The organism is Allobosea lathyri (assembly GCF_900108245.1).
Lineage (GTDB): Bacteria > Pseudomonadota > Alphaproteobacteria > Rhizobiales > Beijerinckiaceae > Allobosea > Allobosea lathyri.
The window spans coordinates 77,624-97,581 of the sequence record NZ_FNUY01000007.1 but is presented as its reverse complement, the minus strand read 5'-3'; the positions used below and the strand labels follow the sequence as shown (position 1 = coordinate 97,581).

17 protein-coding genes and 1 pseudogene are annotated in these 19,958 nt (G+C 67.3%); 9 read left to right on the top strand and 9 right to left on the bottom strand.

Annotation, left to right across the window (positions count from 1 at the left end; genetic code table 11):
- Positions 1 to 73: 73 nt before the first annotated feature.
- Positions 74 to 967 (bottom strand): metallophosphoesterase family protein, encoded by an 894-nt coding sequence (locus C4S73_RS16985; RefSeq protein WP_103873710.1) that lies wholly within the window; start codon positions 965 to 967, stop codon positions 74 to 76.
- A 92-nt stretch (positions 968 to 1,059) separates the two neighbouring features.
- Positions 1,060 to 1,296, bottom strand: coding sequence for a hypothetical protein (locus tag C4S73_RS29065; RefSeq protein ID WP_425290355.1), 237 nt, complete (start codon positions 1,294 to 1,296; stop codon positions 1,060 to 1,062).
- Between the two features lie 300 nt (positions 1,297 to 1,596).
- Here C4S73_RS29065 and C4S73_RS16975 point away from each other — a divergent pair, with 300 nt between their 5' ends.
- Positions 1,597 to 2,109, top strand: coding sequence for an NUDIX domain-containing protein (locus C4S73_RS16975; RefSeq protein ID WP_103873708.1), 513 nt, complete (start codon positions 1,597 to 1,599; stop codon positions 2,107 to 2,109).
- Positions 2,110 to 2,142: 33 nt separating this feature from the next.
- Here the strand turns inward: C4S73_RS16975 and C4S73_RS16970 are convergent, their stop codons facing one another.
- Positions 2,143 to 3,189, bottom strand: coding sequence for a DUF1254 domain-containing protein (locus tag C4S73_RS16970; RefSeq protein WP_103873707.1), 1,047 nt, complete (start codon positions 3,187 to 3,189; stop codon positions 2,143 to 2,145).
- A gap of 387 nt (positions 3,190 to 3,576) precedes the next feature.
- On the opposite strand from C4S73_RS16970, the gene C4S73_RS16965 reads away from it, so the two are divergent.
- The gene (locus C4S73_RS16965) at positions 3,577 to 4,083 is read left to right on the top strand and encodes a GNAT family N-acetyltransferase (protein ID WP_103873706.1); all 507 of its coding nucleotides are present in this window, start codon (positions 3,577 to 3,579) and stop codon (positions 4,081 to 4,083) included.
- 115 nt (positions 4,084 to 4,198) lie between these two features.
- On the opposite strand, the gene C4S73_RS16960 is transcribed toward C4S73_RS16965, so the two are convergent.
- The 4 genes from C4S73_RS16960 to C4S73_RS16945 form a co-directional block, all read right to left on the bottom strand.
- Positions 4,199 to 6,292 (bottom strand): hypothetical protein, encoded by a 2,094-nt coding sequence (locus C4S73_RS16960; protein WP_103873942.1) that lies wholly within the window; start codon positions 6,290 to 6,292, stop codon positions 4,199 to 4,201.
- A gap of 232 nt (positions 6,293 to 6,524) precedes the next feature.
- Complete coding sequence (locus C4S73_RS16955) at positions 6,525 to 9,341, bottom strand: DUF4159 domain-containing protein (protein WP_425290354.1); 2,817 nt, start codon at positions 9,339 to 9,341, stop codon at positions 6,525 to 6,527.
- 172 nt (positions 9,342 to 9,513) lie between these two features.
- Positions 9,514 to 10,434, bottom strand: coding sequence for a DUF58 domain-containing protein (locus tag C4S73_RS16950; protein ID WP_103873705.1), 921 nt, complete (start codon positions 10,432 to 10,434; stop codon positions 9,514 to 9,516).
- Positions 10,435 to 10,462: 28 nt separating this feature from the next.
- Positions 10,463 to 11,497: an AAA family ATPase gene (locus tag C4S73_RS16945; protein ID WP_103873940.1), complete on the bottom strand. Its 1,035-nt coding sequence runs from the start codon at positions 11,495 to 11,497 to the stop codon at positions 10,463 to 10,465.
- Between the two features lie 203 nt (positions 11,498 to 11,700).
- On the opposite strand from C4S73_RS16945, the gene C4S73_RS16940 reads away from it, so the two are divergent.
- Genes C4S73_RS16940 through C4S73_RS16925 form a run of 4 tightly spaced genes read left to right on the top strand, consistent with a single transcriptional unit; the run spans position 11,701 to position 14,472 of the window.
- Complete coding sequence (locus C4S73_RS16940) at positions 11,701 to 12,291, top strand: DUF1285 domain-containing protein (protein ID WP_103873939.1); 591 nt, start codon at positions 11,701 to 11,703, stop codon at positions 12,289 to 12,291.
- Complete coding sequence (locus C4S73_RS16935; protein WP_103873704.1) at positions 12,288 to 12,956, top strand: CoA pyrophosphatase; 669 nt, start codon at positions 12,288 to 12,290, stop codon at positions 12,954 to 12,956. Before C4S73_RS16940 ends, C4S73_RS16935 begins: the two co-directional genes overlap by 4 nt.
- 20 nt (positions 12,957 to 12,976) lie before the next feature.
- Entirely contained in the window at positions 12,977 to 13,234 is a 258-nt protein-coding gene (locus C4S73_RS16930; RefSeq protein ID WP_103873703.1) for a DUF6111 family protein, read from the top strand.
- The gene (locus C4S73_RS16925; RefSeq protein ID WP_103873702.1) at positions 13,231 to 14,472 is read left to right on the top strand and encodes a CCA tRNA nucleotidyltransferase; all 1,242 of its coding nucleotides are present in this window, start codon (positions 13,231 to 13,233) and stop codon (positions 14,470 to 14,472) included. The genes C4S73_RS16930 and C4S73_RS16925 overlap by 4 nt, the downstream gene beginning before the upstream one ends.
- A gap of 7 nt (positions 14,473 to 14,479) precedes the next feature.
- On the opposite strand, the gene hemF is transcribed toward C4S73_RS16925, so the two are convergent.
- Both hemF and C4S73_RS16915 read right to left on the bottom strand, forming a co-directional pair.
- Complete coding sequence (hemF, locus tag C4S73_RS16920; RefSeq protein ID WP_103873701.1) at positions 14,480 to 15,370, bottom strand: oxygen-dependent coproporphyrinogen oxidase; 891 nt, start codon at positions 15,368 to 15,370, stop codon at positions 14,480 to 14,482.
- A gap of 34 nt (positions 15,371 to 15,404) precedes the next feature.
- On the bottom strand, positions 15,405 to 15,902 hold the full coding sequence (locus tag C4S73_RS16915) for a tRNA (cytidine(34)-2'-O)-methyltransferase (RefSeq protein WP_103873938.1): 498 nt from the start codon (positions 15,900 to 15,902) through the stop codon (positions 15,405 to 15,407).
- A gap of 337 nt (positions 15,903 to 16,239) precedes the next feature.
- Here C4S73_RS16915 and C4S73_RS16910 point away from each other — a divergent pair.
- The 3 genes and pseudogenes from C4S73_RS16910 to C4S73_RS16900 all read left to right on the top strand — a co-directional run.
- A pseudogene (locus C4S73_RS16910) lies at positions 16,240 to 16,425 on the top strand (helix-turn-helix domain-containing protein); the annotation flags it as partial.
- A 162-nt stretch (positions 16,426 to 16,587) separates the two neighbouring features.
- Positions 16,588 to 17,826 (top strand): MFS transporter, encoded by a 1,239-nt coding sequence (locus tag C4S73_RS16905; RefSeq protein ID WP_103873699.1) that lies wholly within the window; start codon positions 16,588 to 16,590, stop codon positions 17,824 to 17,826.
- A 261-nt stretch (positions 17,827 to 18,087) separates the two neighbouring features.
- Entirely contained in the window at positions 18,088 to 19,953 is a 1,866-nt protein-coding gene (locus C4S73_RS16900) for an ABC transporter ATP-binding protein (protein WP_103873698.1), read from the top strand.
- Positions 19,954 to 19,958 lie beyond the last annotated feature (5 nt).

The window sequence follows — 19,958 nt, the reverse complement described above, 5'->3', positions numbered from 1 at the left end:
ACCAGTGTCCTCGCGTCATGAGGTTCTCGGGTCAGCGCTTCGCGCAGCCCGAGAATGACGGCCAGCGAGTACGTCAAACCGGCTTCGCGTGCAGCGCGATCTCCTGGCGCAGCATGACCGTGCCGTCGAGCTCGAAGCCGCGCTGTTCCAGCGTGATCTGGGGAGATTTCGCATCACCCTCGATCCTGAACAGGTGCCAGGTCGCCATCTCGCCATGACCGAGCGGACCGGTCGAGGCTGACGGCACGCCGATGATGGGCACGTCATGGCCTTGTCCCGGGCGCCAGGCCAGCGAAAAGCGGTGGTTGTGGCCATGGACGACGAGATCGGCGCCCTTGCGCTTCAGCATGGCCTCGAAAGCCTCGGCATCGACCAGTTCGCGCGAGCGCCGGGCTCCACCGACATAAGGCGGGTGGTGGATCAGGATGACGCGGATCAGGCCCTCGTCGCGGGCCCGGTCGAGCAGCTGCCCGGTTGCGGCGATCTGCGCGGCGCCGATACGGCCTGTGGCCATCAGAGGAAGGGTCGGGATGCCGCTGTTGAGCCCGATCAGCGCGACAGGGCCCTGGCGGCGATACCAGGGATAGCCGACGGCGCCACCGTCGCTGGCGCACCAGGGGCCGAGATGGCTGGCGAGCGCCTTCAGCGAAGAGCGGGCATAGGCATCGTGATTGCCCGGCACGAAGCTGACCGCGTCGCGCGGGCCGAGCGTGTCGAGGAAGGTGACGGCCGTCTTGAACTCGTCGGGCAGGCCGATATGGGCGACATCGCCGGTGCAGGCGACATGGTCGGGCGCCTGGGCACGGATATCTGCGACGATCAGCGCCAGGATAGCCATGTCATGAGCATGCCGACGCTTGCGCCGCCAGTTGACATAGCCGGTCGCTCGCTTGCCGAGCAGCTGATGCAGCGAGAAGCCCGCGAGCGGGCCGAGATGCGGGTCGGACAGATGCGCGAGCTTGAACACGCCTGAGCGCTTGCCCTTGCGGGCCCCTATCCGTCAAGTCTGGAGAAGCAGCGGTGGACCCAAGGCGCGGGCAAGGAGGCCTGATGCCGCGGCTAGTCCGGCTTCCGGCCCATCGCGCCAGCGTAAAGAATAACGCAAATACCGGCGACGAGAGCATAGGCGACCGGAGGCAGCCAGAGCGGAGACAGCACCAACCACCAGGGCCAGGACAGGCTCCCGGTCAGCTTCAGAACAATCAGGATCCCCGCCAGTAACCCGACGAGGGGCAGAATTGCGCGAGACATAGGCACACACCGCCAGCAGGCCGAAAAACGAGCCCGCTGAAACAGTATTCTATGGCTATAACTTGATCAAGCTGGCTAAAGATTAACCAAGATCAGTTGGCGGCGCCGGTCAGTTCGGACACGATCCGGGAATCGGTCATGGTGACGTCGGGCTTCCAGACGTAAGCGGGCTTGGCGCGCAGGCGAGCGATGATGAAAGACAGAAGCATGGTGGTATCCTCAGCGGTGTGCCGTCTTAATCTGCCTCGTTTGCGGCGCGTTTGTGACGTAACGGAACTCAAAACAAGTGTCCGCCATGCGTTATTTGCATAGACAATTAAGCCTTCGTTGGGAGTTTCAGGAAACATGCCGCCCGATCCGCATGGCGACGCCCGGAATAAGTCGGCCGAGGGGCTATCGACGCTGGAACGGCTGAAGGTCCGGCTGCTGCATGTCTACTTCCGGATCGTGCGCGGGCTGACGCTGGGCGTGCGTATCGCGGTGCTGAACGACAGGGGTGAGGTCTTCCTGGTGCGCCATACCTATACGCCGGGCTGGCATCTGCCGGGCGGAGGCGTTGAGGTCGGTGAGACGCTGGAGGAGGCGCTGGCGAAGGAACTGCGCGAGGAGGCTCTGATCAGTCTGACCGGACCGGCGCAATTCCAGGGCATCTTCTTCAATCGTGGCGTCTCGCGCCGCGACCATATCGCGCTCTATATCGTGCGTGATTTTGCCGTTGATGGGGTCAAGCAACCCGATCGCGAAATCGCGCAAGCTGGCTTCTTCCCGCTCGCGGCGCTGCCCGAGGGGCTGACGCCGGCGACACGGCGGCGGCTGGACGAAATCGTCCAGGGCAAGCCGCCTTCTGCGGATTGGTAGGCGTCCCGCCGTCGCGGGGCACCGGTTTTCTCGTCAGTTCACAGGCTGCGGTTGCGGGAAGCTCCACTTGCCGCTTAGCACCTCCGGGCGCGGACGGTAGAGGCGCACCAGATAGTTCCAGCCCTTCATTGTCGGCAGGCAATTGGGGATCTTGCCGTCGCAGCCGCCAAACTGGACTGCAATCGAACCATCGTCGCTCTTCTTCGCCGTGAGATTGTTGAGCGAATAGGCGTTGTAGGGGTTCTTCTCGTAATAGCCGTCGGCATTGTAGAGACTGATCGACCAGAAGCCGTCGACCGGCACGGATTTAACGTTGAGCCTGTAGACCGTCGTGCCGTCGTTCCTGGGCGGTATGACATTGAGATACATCGCTTCCTTGTCGGGGTTGCCGCCCCAGGCGGAGGCTGCTCCGATCAGTCTGCGAACCGGGTCGACCTGCGCCTTGGTGCCGAACATGCGGTTCGTGTCGGGCAGCGTCGATGCCAGGACGAGGAGCGCGTCGCGCACCTTCTTCTGGCTGGCAAGGTCCCAATGCGGCACTGCGAATGTGCCGGCGCTCTTCTGGCTGACCTTGATTGCGTCCTGCAGCGCGTGAACCTGCTGGACATCTTTGGGATCGGCCGGATCGACCAGGGTGCGGACCGCCGCCACGACATAGCGCGTGCCGATCTGCTTTCGCGTCAGGGTATGGCTTCCGGCACCGTAACTGACCTGCGGCGTGTACTGGTCCTCGTTGATGATCTGCAGCGACATGAAGCGCTTGCCGGCATCGGGCAACGTGATCGTCACCGGGCCGGCGTCGAGATCGAAGATCGCGGCCGAATAGAGCGTGTCGCGGTTGAGGCGAATGACCGTCTGGTTGTCGACCGCCGCCGGCTCGCGGCGATGAACGAATTTGCCGAGACCACCGTCCTTGACGATGTTGCTGAAGTACAGATCCGATTCCGCGCGGACGAAATTGTCGGGCGTCACCGGGATGGCGGCGCCTGTCGCGGTGCTCGGGGGCGCAGATTGCGCCAGAGCCGCGCCTCCCGCAGCCAGCAAGACGACAAGGGTCCGTATTGCGAGCTTCGCAGCCATAGAGCTTTCCTCTCACGCCGGGCCGTGGCGCCAGCGCGCAACGGCAAAATCGAACCACGACGGGAGATCGGCCTCAGGCCGGCAGAACCGCCGCATGAAGCAGCCTCCCTGATAACGAGGCGGTCCGGTATCAGGGAAAACCCGAGATCATCCGCCTGATCGATCAGGCACGCAGCGTGGGAGGGGGAACGCGCTGATCCAGGCAGGCGCATCCGGTGGACGACCGCAGGCGGCTCTGCTACAGCGCGCCATCATGACTGACGGGCTTCATCTTTCCCTGCTGCGACGACCGGCGCGCTGAACGCGCTCCCGGCATGGCCGCCTGCGCGCTGGCCCATGTCTTCATCGTTCCAGATCGCTGCCCGTCCGCAGGTTTTACGCGCCGTCATGACTTCGCTTCCGCTGACCATTCGCCATGAGCTTCCGGCTGACGCAGCCGCCATCGAACGCCTGCACGAGCGCGCCTTCGGGCCGGGGCGTTTCGCCCGCACGGCTTTTCGCCTGCGCGAGGGCGCGGCGCCTGCAGCCGACCTGACCTTCGCCTCTCATGTCGGCACGTTCCTGGTCGGCTCGGTCAGGGTGACGCCTGTTTCGGCCGGGGGAAGTCCTGCGCTGATGCTGGGGCCTTTGACGGTCGACCCCGCTTTCGAGGGGCGCGGGATCGGCGCAGCGCTGATGAACCGCTCGATCGATGCCGCCCGCGAAGCGGGGCATGATCTGATCATGCTGATCGGCGATGCGCCCTATTATGCCCGTTTCGGCTTCAAGCCGATCCGGCCGGGCCAGCTCGTGCTGCCCGGGCCAGCGGACCCGGCGCGCTTCCTGGCGCTGGAACTGGTCGAGGGCGTGCTGGCGCAGCGCAGCGGGGCTGTGATGCCATTGCGGGCGGGATGAAGGGCTCGACGTCATGCTCGCCCTTGTGGCGAGCACCCACGTCTTGAACTCAGGCCTCGACATGCGAAGTCGTGGATGGTCGGGACAAGCCCGACCATGACGGCAAAGGGCCCTGTCAGCCTTCAGCGGTCCGCTTGAAGCGGCGGCCGCTTTCACCGATCCAGCCTGCGACCAGCGCACCGAAGAGCAGGGCCAGGCCCAGAAGCCCGATGAAGAGCGGCGAGATCGAAACACCGCGCACGATGCCGGAATCGCTGATGCGCAGGCCGATCCAGTCCGCGCCGGCGAACTGGCTGCCGGAGCGCACGGGAACGATGCGTGGCACGTTCACGGCCGAACCGCTTTCCTGGCCGATGCGGCGCGACGAGCCGCCGGTCGCCTCCGCCAGGGCCTGAAGCTCGACGGGGTTGCTGACCACCTCCATCAGCTCGCGCGGATTGTCGGGGCCGACGCTGGCGAAAGCGGTCAGGTTGTCGGCGGAGATGCGGTGCAGGCCGAACTCACTGCTTGGAATGCGGGCGGTGAACAGGCCGGGGCGGCCGGCTTCCAGCGGCACGGTGCGCGACTGGCCGTCCGGTCCGGTGATCGTCACAGGGGAGGGCGTATCGCCCAAGGTCTGGCGCTCGATCTCGATGACACCATTGCGCGCGCTGGCGCGCAGGGCCTCTTCCTCGAGTTCGGGCTCCTTCATCAGCCAGTGGCTGAGCCGCCGCAGCAGATCGAGATGGGGGCCGCCGTCACGGAAACCGCGCGCCCAGAGCCAGGCATGGTCCGACAGGAAGAGCGCGACGCGGCCCTTCTGCTCGCGCGACAGCATCAGTAGGGGACGCTCGCCGGGGCCGGTCATAACGGCCGAGCCGGTGCGCGCGCGGGCGCCGACCATGCGCAGCCATTCGCCCCAGCGCGGCGGCTCGACCTCGGAACCCGGCAGGTCGCGGGTGACGGGGTGGCGGCGGCCGGGCTCGCTGACGCGGGCGCGATAGGCCTCGTCGATGACGCTGCCATCGGGCAGCGCGGGAAGGATCTGGCCCAGCGGCGTGCGCGAGAGAGACTGCGAGCCCGCATATTCCGGCCCGGCGGCGACCAGCAGCGCACCGCCATCGCGGACATAGCGCACGATGTTCTCGAAATAGAGCAGCGGCAGGATCGACTGGTTGGCGTAACGGTCGAAGATGATCAGGTCGAATTCCTTGATCTTGACCTGGAACAGCTCGCGCGTCGGGAACGCGATCAGCGAGAGCTCGTTGATCGGCGTGCCGTCCTGCTTCTCCGGCGGGCGCAGGATGGTGAAATGCACGAGGTCGATATTGGCGTCGGCCTTGAGCAGGTTGCGCCAGGTGCGCTCGCCGGGATGCGGCTCGCCCGAGACCAGCAATACACGCAGCTTGTCCCTGACGCCTTCGATCGTGATGACGGCGCGGTTGTTGGCAAGCGTCAGTTCGTTGTCGAGCGGTGCAGCCTCGATCTCGACGACGTTGGGCCCGCCGCGATCGATCCTGACCGGTACCTGCACGATCTCGCCCGCCGTGACCTCGCGACGCGCGATGATCTCGCCGTCACGCCTGATCGTCAGCCCGGCCCGGCCCGGCCCGCCCTTCTCGATGACGCGCAGGCGCACGACCTGGTCCTTGCCGACGATGCCGAAGCGCGGCGAATCGACGAGCACGATGCGGCGGTCGATCTCGGCGTTGCGCCCGGTCGTCAGCACATGCAGCGGTGCACGCAGGCCCAGCGCCTCGGCATTGGCAGGCGCGTCATGGGCCAGCCCGTCCGTGATCATGATCGCGCCGGCGACGCGTTCCGAGGGGACGTCGGCGAGGCTTGCCGCCATCGCCTCGAACAGGCGCGTGCCGTCGCCCGACCCTTGCGCATCGCGCACCTCGACGACGCGCGGCTCGACATTGCTCATGCCGCGCAGCTGGCGCTCGACCTCGGCCTGTGCGGTCTGGGTCTGTGCGCTACGGTCGGCAAGCTGGTTCGAGCCCGAACGGTCGACGACGATGGAGACGACGTCCTTGACCGGCTCGCGGTCCTCGAAGACGAGCGAGGGGTCGGCGAGCGTCACGGTCAGCACGACGAGCGCGAGCGCGCGCAGGATGGCGCTGCGGCCCGCCAGCACGAGCGCGGCGCCAGCTGCCAGCGCGGCCAGCAGACTCAGCCCGATCAGGATCGGCAGGGGTACGAGCGGCGCGAAAGAGAGGCTCCACATCAGATCGATGTCCCGTTCCAATTCGGCTCATTGCGCCCTGTGAGGCGCTGCCGATCATCGTAGGCGCACCGTGACTCCCTCCGCCCGCTTGCGGTGGGGAGGGCTGGGGTGGGGGGCAGTTCCGCTTGGGGTTGACGGCCAAGGACGGTGCTCAGGCTTTCCGGCCCCCCATCCCTAACCCTTCCCCACCGCAAGCGGGGGGAAGGGGACCGGTTGCCGTCGTGCAAGAGGCTCACTGCCCCAGCCTTTCCAGCAATGCCGGGACATGGACCTGGTCGGCCTTGTAGTTGCCGGTCAGCGCGTACATCACGAGGTTGACGCCCGCCCGGAGCGCCATTTCGCGCTGGCGCGGATCGGAGCCCGAGAGCGGCACCAATCCTTCGCCGCGCCGGTTCACAGCCCAGGCGGCGGCGAGATCGTTCGAGGTAATCACGATCGGCGAGACGCTATCGCCGGCCCGCGCCGGGCGGCGGCCGTCCTCGCCGGCGGGCGGAAGGATCTCGACCCAGGTTGTGCCCGTGTCGTAGCGGCCGACGAAACCGTCGAGGATATAGAAGGTCTTGGTCAGGACGTGGTCGCGCGGCAGCGGCTCGAGCTCGGGAATGTCGAGGGTCTGGAGCATACGGCGCAGCTGTTCGCCTTCCGGCGTCGTGCCGCCGCCGGGCCGCGCGCTCATGGCATCGCGCGTGTCGAAGATCACGAGCCCGCCGCCCTTCATATAGGCTTCGAGCTTGCGCAGGGTCTCGGGTGGTGGAATGGGGCGGCCGGCGACGATCGGCCAGTACAACACCGGGAAGAAGGCGAGTTCGTCGCGGTCCGCATTGACGCCGACAGCATCGCCCGGTTCCAGCGCGGTGCGGGCGCTGAGCACCGTATTCAAGCCGGTCAGACCTGCCTTCGACATGTCGTCGACTGCCTTGTCGCCGGTGACGACATAGGCCAGCCGCGTCACGGCGCCGGCTGCGAAGAGTTCGCGCGGGATCGGCGGCCGCTCATCGACGGGTGCGGCCGGGACCGGCTGGGCGTGAGCCTGATCCGGAGCTCCGGCGAGGCCAAGCGCCAGCGCGACCAGGATCGCGGCGGGAGCGGCGCGGCGGAAGCGGGCGAGGTTCAGCCTGCCGCCAAGCCACAGCGTCGCGATCGTGTCGGCGACGAGCAGCAGCAGCGCCAGCACCAGCAGTTGCGGCCGGATGTCCTGCGCGACGGGTTTATCGACCGGCAGGATCGGGGCGCCGAACGCCGCCAGATCGATCGTGCCCAGCGCATCCGTAGCGTTCAGCGCGTTGACGGCGAGCGAGCCGTCGGCCGGGCCGTAGATGCCGGGCGGATGGGCAAGCGTGGCGCGCCCAGCGAAGTTGCGGGCGACAGGCTGGGCGGTTGCGGGCGGCGCACGGAAAGCGCCCTGGCCGTCGAGCACGCGGGTCGGCGACAGGGTTTCCACGCGCGCATCCTCTCCCTGGGCCTCGGCAGGCCCGGTTCCGGCAAGACCGACGATCTTGCGCAGCATTTCGACGAAGAGGCCCGACAGCGGCAGGTTGGACCATGTCGTGTCTGCCGTGACATGCATCATCGCGATCATGCCGTCGCCACGGCGTTCGCCGGTGACGACGGGCGTGCCATCCTCCAGCGCAGCCCAGGTCTTGCGCGCAAGATCGGCCTCGGGCTCGGCCAGGATCTGCCGGTTGACGCGGACATCGTCGGTGATCGGCGTTCCGAAGAAGGGGCTACCGCGAGTGAAGGGCGCGAGCTTGCGGGGGGTTTCCCAGGAGAGGCCGCCGCCGAGCGTGCGACCGCCGCGACGCAGGCGCACGGGGGTCAAATCGTCGGAGGCAGCGGCAAGGCGCGCCCCGGCGAAGCGCAGCAGCACGCCACCGCGCGCGATGAAGCTGTCGATCTTCGCCACCGTGTCGCGATCGAGTGCGCCGATATCGGCCAGCACCAGCACCGACAGGTTCTGCGTCAGCAATTCGCCGACAGGGTCGGTCGAACCCGGACGCGGCTCGCGGATCTCGGCGAAAGGGGAAAGTGCCCGCGAGACGTAATAGGTCGGGGAGAGCAGAGGTTGGGCGGTGTCCGTCGTGGCGCCCGAGACGATGCCGACGCGACGGCGCTTGGCGCGGTCGTCGAGAAGCGCGACGGCGGCTGCGCTGCGCTCGGCCACGATCTCCAGCCGGGAGACGGCGTTGCGGACCTCGATCGGCAGCGTCAGCCGCGCCGTCGTCTGCAACTCGGAGCCGTTGAAAATGAAGGGGGCGTCGCCCAGCGGCAGGCCCTTGAGATCGAGCGCGCGAACCTGCCCGCTCGCGGCTGCATTGGTATTGGGGCGCAGCACCTTGACGGCAAGCGCGCCGGCGAGGTTTTCGGGCGCGGCCAGCGCCAGCTGGTCGGCGGGGCTGGTATGGATCGACAGGCGACGGGCATCGGCCAGCTGCTTCAGGCGGGCAAGGAACGCCGTGTCGTCCGCCACCGAGAGCCCGTCCGCGATCCAGACGATCTCGGCCTCCGGTGCCGCGCCGAGAAAGGCGTCGATGCGCTGGAGATGCGCGCCACGGTCGGGCGCATGGGGCTGCAATGCCAAAGCGCGCAGGCGGTCGAGCGCTGCGCGCGGTTCGGACAAGGCGATCTCGGCCGGGTTCTCGGCCAGGCCGAGGATGGCCACCGGGCGGCCTTCACGGGCTGCGGCGGCGACGCGGGATTCGCCGACGGCGAGCCGTTCGGGCCAGTCGGTTGCCGCGCCAAAGCCATTGTCGATCAGCAGCAGCATCGGTCCACGCGCCGGCCCGGCGACCTGCGGCGGATTCCAGACCGGGCCGGCCACTGCGAGGATGGCGAGCGCGGCGATCGCCATGCGCATGGCGAGCAGCCACCAGGGCGTGTGCGCCGGCAGCTCGCGCTTGGCGATCAGGTCCGCCATGATCTTCAGCGGCGGGAAATCGATGCGGCGCGGGCGCGGCGGCGTCACCCGCAGGATCAGCCAGAGCGCCGGCAGCAGCGCCAGCGCCGTGAGCACGAACGGGGCGGAGAAGGCGATGGGCAGGGAGTTCAGCATCGGGGGGGCTCCCTCCGAAGCGCTTTGACGCACTCAGCCGTCATCCCGGGCGACCGCAGGGAGACCCGGGATCCATGCCGGAGCTTCGCAATGTTGGCGTTCAGGCCTGGATCCCGGGTCTCCGCTTCGCTTCGCCCGGGATGACGGCGGTGGGGAACGAGAGCGCGCATCGTCATCGCCCTCCGTCGACGCCGCGCGAGGCGGCAACGAGGCTGGCGATGCGCAGGACGCCTTCGCTGGCGGGCCGGTCGGTGCGATGCAGCGTCAGGGTCCAGCCGACCTTGCGGCAGGCTTCCTTGATCGCGTCGCGATGGGCTTCCAGCCGCTGGCGGTATTCCTCGCCCCAGGCGCCGGCATCGCCGACGCGCAGGGAGAGGCCGTCCTCGAGGTCGAAGAGCTCCGCCTGACCGGTGAAGGGGAAGGTCTCCTCGATCGGGTCGGCGATGAGCAGGACATGGCCGCGCGCGCCCGAGGACGCCATGGTGGCGATGCGCTTGGCGAGCGAGGCGGCAGGCGATAGCCCGTCCGTGATGATGATCGCGTCGGCGAGGCGCGGCAGCGGGGCGTCAGGCGGCAGATTGGCCACCGCGCCCTTGCTGTCGACCAGGATGGCCTGGGCCAGCAATTCGACGATCCGGCGCGAAGCCAGCGCCCGTGTCAGCCCGAGATGGCCGACACGCTCGCCGCCCTCGACCATCGTTTCGGCCAGAGCGAAGCCTGCGATCAAAGCGCGGTCCACCTTCGAGGCCATGGCCAGCGAGGAGGCGAAGCCCATGGAGGCAGAGCGGTCGATCCAGAGCCAGATCGCGTGGGAGGCTTCCCATTCGCGCTCGCGGACGAACAGATGGCCGTCGCGGGCCGAGCGGCGCCAGTCGATGCGCGAGGCGGCTTCGCCCGCGACCAGCGGCCGGTACTGCCAGAAGGTTTCGCCGGGGCCGGCGCGCCTGCGGCCATGGATGCCGTGCACGCTGGCCGAGACCCGGCGCGCTTCCAGGATCAGCCGAGGCAACCGCGCCGCGAGATCGAGCGATGCCGTGACGACCGGCCGGGCGGGTTGGCGTTCGGTTGGCCCCAGGACGCGCGTGCGCAGCATCAGCGTTGTCCCCTCATCAGGCTGGCCACTATCCCAGCCGTTCCACGAGCTTGCCGATGATGCCCTCGACCGTTTCACCATCGGCGCGCGCGGCGAAGGTCAGCGCGACGCGATGCTTCAGAACGGGGAGCGCCAGCGCCGCGACATCGTCGACGGAGGGCGCGAGGCGGCCCTCGACGAGGGCGCGGGCGCGGGCTGCGAGCGTCAGCGACTGGCTGGCGCGGGGGCCGGGACCCCAGGCGAGCTTGTTGGTGATCGCGGGATCGCCGTCGCCGGGCCGGGCCGAGCGGACGAGATCGAGGATCGCGTCGACGACGTTCTCGCCGACGGGGAGGCGGCGGACGAGGCGCTGCGTCGACATCAGCGTTTCCGCCGTCATCGCCTGCACGGGCGTGTGCTCGCTCGCGCCGGTGGTCTCGAGCAGGATGCGGCGCTCGGCCTCGCGGTCGGGATAGGCGACGTCGATCTCGAGCAGGAAGCGGTCGAGCTGGGCCTCGGGCAGCGGATAGGTGCCCTCCTGCTCGATCGGATTCTGAGTGGCGAGGACATGGAACGGGGCGGGCAGGTCGTAGCGCTCGCCGGCCACCGTGACGTGATGCTCCTGCATCGCCTGAAGCAGGGCGGACTGGGTGCGCGGGCTGGCGCGGTTGATCTCGTCGGCCATCAGCAGCTGGGCGAAGACCGGCCCCTTGATGAAGCGGAAATGGCGCTTGCCGTCGGCGCTCTCGTCGAGCACCTCGGAGCCGAGAATGTCGGAGGGCATCAGGTCGGGGGTGAACTGGACGCGCCGGGCGCTCATGCCCAGCACGGTGCCCATGGCCTCGACCAGCTTGGTTTTGGCGAGGCCGGGCACGCCGACGAGCAGGCCGTGGCCGCCGGCAAGCAGCGTGATCAGCGAGAGGTCGACGACCTTCTGCTGGCCGAAAATGACCAGGCCGATTTCCTTGCGCGCTGCGCCGATGGCTCCGAGAGCAGCTTCCGCCGCCTCGACGATGCCGGTATCGAGATTGATCGGCGGGTTGGATTCGGCCCTGGTCTCCGTCGCACGGACTTGCGCCACCATGTCGATCTCCTTCACCCTCGTCGTCACGCCTCGCACCGTCCGAACCTGCAACGGTCTCAGCCGTTGAGTGTGGACGGGTGGCGATGCAGGCTCAAGGGCCCCTATGGCCCGGTGCACAGAACTCGGCTTCACGATTATGTGGAGTTCAAGGCAGAGGACGCGATGCAACCAATATGCCGCATGCGGTTCCAGCGGGCTTTTCGATGAATAATGCCAGTTCTGCGATGACCCGCCTGATGTCGGCGCTGGGAGACGGAAAGGCCCGCGGCCTGCCGCCTGTCGAGCGCTGGAACCCGCCTTTTTGCGGCGATATCGACATGCGCATCGCCGCCGACGGCACCTGGTTCTATCTGGGCACGCCGATCGGCCGGCCGGCGCTCGTCAAGCTTTTCTCCTCGGTGCTGCGCCGGGACGGGGACGATTACTTTCTCGTGACCCCGGTCGAGAAGGTTGGAATTGTCGTCGAGGACGCGCCCTTCCAGGCGGTCGAGATGGAAGTGGCCGGCGAGGGCGATGCCCGTTCGATCGCTTTTCGCACCCAGGTCGACGATCTCGTCAGCGTGGGCGCCGACAATCCGATTCGTTTCGAGCGGGCGGCGAAGGATGGGCTCAAGCCCTATATCCATGTCCGACGCGGGCTCTGGGCCCGGGTCACGCGGGCGCTTACCTATGACCTGCTGGCGCTCGGCGAGGTGCGCGAGGTCGAGGGCATCGCCATGTTCGGCATCGCCGTGGCCGGCGGTTTCCACCCCGCCGTGCCGGCGAGCGAGATCGGAGACGGCGAATTCGCATGACATCGATGCAGACGACAGCGCTGCCGGCGTTGAACCTGACCGCCGAGGCGTTCGCGGCGTTGGCGCTGCGGCGCCTGCGGGCCGAGCCCCCGGCCTTCGGCGACGTGATCAGCCGGCCGCGTGGCGACCATGAGCTGCAGCCGGCGCCGATGTCGCAGCCCGACGAGGCGGCGGCGATCCCGGCCGCCGTGCTGATCGCGATCGTACCGAGGCCCGAGGGGCCGACCGTGCTGCTGACCCAGCGTGCTGCAGCCCTGCGCAACCACTCCGCCCAGATCGCCTTTCCGGGCGGGCGGGTCGATGCGGTCGATGGCTCGCCGGTGATCACGGCATTGCGGGAGACGGAGGAGGAGATCGGCCTGGCGCGCGAACGCATCCGGACGCTCGGCTTCCTCGACGCCTATCTGACCGGGACGGGCTATCGCATCGTGCCGGTCGTCGCGCTGGTGGAGCCGCCCTTTTCCCTGACGATCAACACCCATGAGGTGGATGAGGCGTTCGAGACGCCCTTGTCATTCCTGCTCGACCCGGCCAATCACCGGCGCGAGGGCCGCGAGTGGAAGGGCCTCTATCGCACCTACTATGCGATGCCCTTCGGGGATCGCTATATCTGGGGCGCAACCGCCGGCATGATCCGCAATCTCTATGAGCGGCTCGTCGGCTAACGGAACTGGATGATGCCTTCATGTGGCGTTCGCTGATCGAGGAGTTCCTGCTCTTCGTACTGCCTTTCTGCGTATTCGCGGGCTATCTGATCATCCAGCGCCGCAACCCGCTGGATGTGGAACACTGGAGCAAGCACGTCTTCTGGCTCTCCATCGTCGGGCTCGGCTTCGTGATCGCGCTGGTGGCCTATGGCGGCTGGAAAGCCCCGCAGCAGCAGGGCGCCTATGAGCCGCCGCATATGGAGCACGGGACGCTGGTGCCCGGCCGCTTCAAATGACCTCCGCCGAGGCAAGGCGGATCGCCGCACTGCTGGCGCGGCCGGGATTGGCCCGCGTTCTTGCCGCGCTGAACGGGGAGGGCGAGGAAACCCGGATCATTGGCGGCGCGGTGCGCAACCTTTTGCTCGACGAGCTGATCAGCGACATCGATCTCGCCACCACGGCCTTGCCGCAGGAGACGATCAGGCGGGCCAAGGCCGCCGGCTTCAAGGCGGTTCCGACCGGGATCGAGCACGGCACGGTGACGCTGATCCACGATGGCGAAAGCTTCGAGGTGACGACGCTGCGCCGCGACATCGAGACCGATGGACGCCGTGCCAAGGTCGCGTTCGGGCGCGATTTCGTCGTGGACGCAATGAGGCGCGACTTCACCATCAACGCGCTGGCGCTCGACCGCGACGGCGCCCTTCACGATCATTGCGGTGGGCTTGCCGATCTGGCGGCGCGGCGCATCCGCTTCATCGGCGATGCCGGCAGCCGTATCCGCGAGGACTATCTGCGCATCCTGCGCTTCTTTCGCTTTCACGCCCGCTATGGTCGAGCTGCGCCCGATCCTGATGGGCTTACGGCCTGCATTGCGGGGCGGGCCGGCCTGGACGGGCTGTCGCGCGAACGCGTCCGCGCTGAATTGCTGAAGCTGCTGGTCGCGCCCGGAGCCGCGGAGGTCGTGGCCGCGATGGCCGGCGCCGGCCTGTTGATGCCGGTGATCGGCTGCGTGCCGATGGTGTCGCGTTTCGCTGCGATAGCGGAGCGCGATGACGCTGAGGGCGTCTATCCGGCATTCAGACTGGCGGCGCTGACGGTGGCGGTGCGCGAGGACGCGATCAGGCTGCGCGAGCGTTTGCGGCTGTCCAATGACGAGTTCGACAGGATCGAGCGTTTGGCCGGCGCGCTGGAGGGCATCTTGGGGCGTGTGGCAGTGCCGAGCATCGCGAACTTGCGCCATCTGGCGCTGCGGGTCGGTGCCGATGCGGTGGCGGCAGCGCTGGTGCTCCTGACCGCGCATGCGGATGAGATGCGCAAGGTGGAGGCGCAGGCGCTGATCGCCGAACTGGGCCGCACGCCGCCTTTCCTGCCGGGTGGCCGCGACGTGCTGGCGCGTGGCGTGACTGCGGGGCGGGATGTGGGGCGCGCTCTGGAACTGGCGCGGGAGGGCTGGATCGAGGCCGGATGCCCCGCTGCCGCATCCGAGCAGATGGCGTTTCTCGATGCCGCTATCGCGGCGGTTTCGCGATAGCGCGAGGCTACGGCCACCTCACCGTGGGCGGCAGCGAGGACAGGATCGAATCGACATTGCCGCCGGTTTTCAGGCCGAAGATCGTGCCGCGGTCGTGGAGCAGGTTGAACTCGACATAGCGACCGCGCCGCACCTGCTGCTCATGGCGCTCGGCCTCGCTCCAGGGCTTGCCGATATTGGCGCGCAGGATGTCGGGATAGGCGGCCAGGAACGCCTCGCCGACCGCCTGGGTGAAGGCGAAATCGCCCTCCGGCTCGCCGGACCAGATATAGTCGTAGAAGATGCCGCCGATGCCGCGCGGCTCGTTGCGGTGCTTCAGGAAGAAGTATTCGTCGCACCAGCGCTTGAAGCGATCATAATCGGCGATCGGCGCGAAGCGCTCGCACGGGCCCTGCATCGCGGTGTGGAAGGCGATCGCATCGGGATCGTCCTGGTTGCGCCGGGCGTTCAGCACCGGCGTCAGGTCCGCCCCGCCGCCGAACCAGGGCTTCGTGGTCACGACGAAGCGCGTGTTCATGTGCACGGTCGGCGCATGCGGGTTCCAGGGATGGGCGATCAGCGAGATGCCCGTCGCGTGAAAGCGCGGGTCTTCGCCCGCGCCGGGGATCTGTCCGGCGAATTCGGGCTGGAAGGTGCCGAAGACGGTCGAGACATGCACGCCGACCTTCTCGAAAACCCGGCCATGCATCACCGACATCACGCCGCCGCCACCTGGCGCGCCGTCATGGTTCTTGCGCTGCCAGGGCGTGCGAACGAAGCGGCCGGGCGTTTTCGTCTCGGGCGGGAAGGGGCCTGAGGCCTCGTCCTCAACGGCCTCGAAGGCTGCGCAGATCCGGTCGCGCAGGCTCGCGAACCACTCGGCCGCGCGGGGCTTCATCGCCTCAGCCTGCGCGTTCATGATCGCGGTTGCTTCGGGGGAGGCGGGTGCGGTTTCACCTGATTGGGGCTGGCTCATCATCTGTTCCGTCGCGGCGCGGATAGCCGCCTGTCTGTCTCAGGGCTTCACCCATTACCATCGCCGCAGCCAGAGCGACATTGAGCGAGCGCAATCCCGCGCGCATGGGCACATGAACGACCGCATCGGCGGCGGCGTAGACCTCTGGCGCGACACCGGCCGATTCCCGGCCGACCATGACGATGTCGCCGGGTCCGAAGACGAAATCGACATGGGACGCCGCGCCATCCGTCTCCGCCAGGATGAGGCGGCGGCCGGCACCCCGTCGCCATGTCTCGAAGGCAGCGAAGGAATCGTGGCGCGTCACGGCCGCGCGTTCGAGATAATCCATGCCGGAGCGGCGGAAATGCCGGTCGGACACGTCGAAGGCCGCCGGCTCGACGATATCCACGGCGACACCGAGGCAGGCCGCCATGCGGATCATCGTGCCGGCGTTCTGCGGGATGTCGGGCTGGTAGAGGGCGAGGCGCAGCATGGCTGCCCTCATGGAGCGGCGACGCGACCAGCGTCAAGCAGGCTAAAAGTGATTCGCAGCGGGGCGAACTCGCAGATGCGGAGCCGAAGGCCCAGCGTAAAGCCTCAAGTTGACGATCCATCGGGGCGAGCCAAAGGCCCATGATTTAACGCTGGAACCGCCGCATAATTGGCAAGATCGCGCTTTCTATTCAGCCGCTCGGGGCTGTGTGCTCCTTCGTTTAACCAAGCGTTAACCGTTTTCTCTGCCTCATCCTGTTCTTCTGAGCTGGAGCTGGGGGCTTACGAAGGATAATGCGATGCACGATTTCAACCCCGATCCGCATGCGGCCGACCATCTTGTCGGGCGCCCGGTTGCCGATGTTGAACGTGACCTGATTCTGGCCACGCTGAGAGAGACCGGCGGCAACCGCACCCATGCGGCGAATATGCTCTGCATCTCGATAAGGACGCTGCGCAACAGGCTCAGCGCCTATGCGTCTGATGGCTATGACGTGCCCGAGCCCGGGCAGGCGCCGCATTAGCGCGGGCGATCGCGAACAGGCGTTCGCTCGGACAACTGGCGCATCGATGCGTCGGAGGCATTCGGGCTGCGCCCGTCCGCCTCATATCAAAATGGGAGCAGGGGATCAGCGAAGGGCCGGTTACCAGCCATTTGCCCCCTGCTCCAGAGGAAGGCTTTGCCTATGTTCGTCCAGATCGGGACACTCATCGTCGCCACGAGCCTGATCCAGCTCGCCAATGGCTTCTTCGTGACCTTCCTGTCGCTGCGCCTGACCAGCCTGGATTTCGGCACGGTTCTCACTGGACTCGTACTCAGCGCGTATTTCGCGGGTTTCACTGTCGGTGCGATCGGCTGCGGGCGGGTGATCGAGCGTATCGGTCATATCCGCGCCTATGCCGCCTTTGCCGGCACGGTCGTCGTGGCGACGGCGGTGATGTCTCTGATCGTTTCGCCCTGGGCCTGGATCGCCTGCCGCGCCGCCATCGGCATGGGCTGCGTCGGCCTGTTCATCACCACCGAAAGCTGGCTCAACGCCAAGGCCCAGCCCGACCAGCGCGGGCGCGTGTTCTCCACTTACATGGTCGGAACCTTCCTGGCGCTGGCGATCGGGCAGCTGTTGATCGGCAAGCTGGCGATGGATTCCGCCGTGCCGTTCAACATCATCACGGTGCTCTTCGCCCTGGCCCTGGTGATGGTGAGCACGACGCGGGCAGAGGCGCCGCGCATCGCTCCGGAAAGCGAGCTGCGCTATGGCGAACTCGCGCGGCAGGCCCCCGTCGCGGTCGTCGGCTGCGCCATCAGCGGCATGGTCAGCAGTGCCTTCTACGCGCTGGTTCCGGCGTGGATGCTGACCAACGGCATCGCGCAGGGCACCATCGCGCTGTTCATGCTCGTCGCCGTGCTCGGCGGGCTGGCCTTTCAGGTTCCGGTCGGTCGCCTTTCGGACCGGGGTGACCGGCGTCTCGTGCTGGCGGCGCTCTCGCTGGGTTTCGCCATTGCCGCGGTGCTGCTCGTGATGGTTCCGCCCAGCCTGCTTACGGTCCTGCCGGTCGCGGCCATGCTCGGCGGCTTCATGTCGACGCTCTATCCGGTCTGCGTCGCCCATGCGCTCGACCGGATGCCGGCCGATCGTGTCGTGGCCGTCAGCGGGCGATTGATTCTGGTGAGCGGCTTCGGCTCGGCGCTGGGGCCGTTGCTGGGGGCCGGCATCATGGCGCGGTTCGATATCAACGGACTGCTCTACTTCGTGGCTGCGGCGACGATCCTGCTCGCAGTGGTGGCTGGGCTGCGCGTGCTGGTGCGGTCGTCGCCGGAGCATGTCGAGCGGCCCTTTGAAGTCCTCGACCCGCTGACCGCTCCGATCTCGCACGAGCCGGAGGCGACCGAGGCGGATGGCACGCCTCGTGCGGTCGCCGCCTGATCGGGCACGCGAGCATCGACGCCCTCAGCAACTCCAGGCTGCGTTCGTGATGTCACGGCGGAGTTGTATTGGGCTCGGCCGGACAACACATTGCGAATCAGAAGATGCCGGCAGCGAGCGCTGCGCAGTCGGCTCCTGACGTAATTGGCCGTCCGCTAACCGATAGTCGAGAGCCCCGATTCGCCACGCGTCGGGGCAAGCGGTTTTCGCGGAACCGATTGGGCCTTAATTTCAAAGATATGCGGGATTAATCGAACGATCATGTTTGCCGCCCTGTTCCGCTATCTCGAAACCCGGGTCGATGTCTTCGCGCCCTTCGACGAGCGCGAGACGCCGCCGCGCGGCGTCTGGCCGTTCATGTGGCATCACATCAAGGGCGTGAAGGGCTGGATGGCCCTGATCATGCTGACCGGACTGGGCTTCAGCGGCATCGAGGCGCTGATGTATCTGATGGTCGGCTGGTTCGTCGACCTGCTCTCGACCCAATCGCCGCAGACGATCTTCCGCGACCATGGCTGGCTGCTGGCGGGCGCAGCCTTCCTGCTCGTCGTCGTCAGGCCGCTGATCTATTTCGCCAATCACGCCATCGTCGACCAGGTCGTGGTGCCGCAGATCACCAACCAGATCCGCTGGCGCAACCACGTCTACACGCTCGGGCACGCGCTCGGCTATTTCCAGAACGATTTCGCCGGCCGGCTGTCCTCGCGGGTCATCCAGGCCGGCCAGTCGATCCGCGGCGCCACGATCGAGATCATCGACGATCTCTGGTACGCCCTGATCTTCGTCGCGGTCGCGATCGGTTTCTTCGGCTCGACGAGCCTGTGGCTGATGCTGCCCGTGCTGGTGTGGCTGGCGGCCTATATCGCGCTGCTGGTCTATTTCGTGCCGCGCGCCAAGAAGCGCTCGGAGGCCAATTCGCTCGGCCGCTCTTCGACGACAGGGCGGATCGTCGATTCCTACACCAATATCCTCACGGTCAAGCTGTTCGCCCGCGCCGATGCCGAGCGCTCGGCCGTGCGCGATTCGCTGACGCGCTGGAACGCAGCCTTCCTCAATTTGTCCCGGCTGATCACCGGCGTCAGCGTGATCCTGCAGACGATGAACAGCCTGCTAGTCGTTGCGACGGCCGGGCTGAGCCTGCTGCTCTGGAGCCATGGCAGCATGACGCCCGGCGCGGTCGCAGCTACGATCGGGCTCGTGCTGCGCCTCGTGCAGATGTCGGGCTGGCTGATCCATCTCGTCCGCGGCGTGTTCGAGAATATCGGCTCGGTGCAGGAGAGCATGGAGACCATCGCCAAGCCGCATGACCTCACCGATGCGCCCGATGCCGTGCCGCTGGTCGTCGACAAGGGCGGCATCCGCTTCGAACATGTGCGCTTCAACTACGGCAAGGGCGGCGGCCTGTTCGAAGGGCTCGATCTCGCGATCGCTCCGGGCGAGAAGATCGGGCTCGTCGGGCCGTCTGGCGCCGGCAAGTCGACGCTGGTCAACCTGCTGCTGCGGCTCTACCCGCTGGAGGGCGGGCGCATCCTGATCGACGGGCAGGACATCGCCCAGGTCACCCAGGATTCGCTTCGCGCGCAGATCGGCATGGTGACGCAGGACAATTCGCTGCTGCACCGCTCGATCGGCGACAATATCGCCTATGGCCGGATCGGCTCCACCGAGGACGAGATCGCCCGTGCCGCGCGACAGGCATCGGCGCATGATTTCGTGCTGGGCCTCAGCGACCAGGACGGGCGCCAGGGCTTCGATTCGCGGGTCGGCGAGCGCGGCGTGAAGCTGTCGGGCGGCCAGCGCCAGCGCATCGCGATTGCCCGCGTGCTGCTGAAGGATGCGCCGATCCTGATTCTGGACGAGGCCACCTCGGCGCTCGATTCGGAGGTCGAGGCGACGATCCAGGAGCAGCTCAGCGCGCTGATGCAGGGCAAGACCGTGATCGCCATCGCGCACCGGCTCTCGACCATCGCCGCGCTCGACCGTTTGATCGTGCTCGACAAGGGGCGTGTCGTCGATATCGGCAGCCATGCCGAGCTCGTGGCGCGCGGCGGGCTTTATGCCCGGCTCTGGTCGCGGCAGTCGGGGGGATTCCTCGCAGCCACCGACCCGGAAATGGTTCCGGCCTGAGCCCT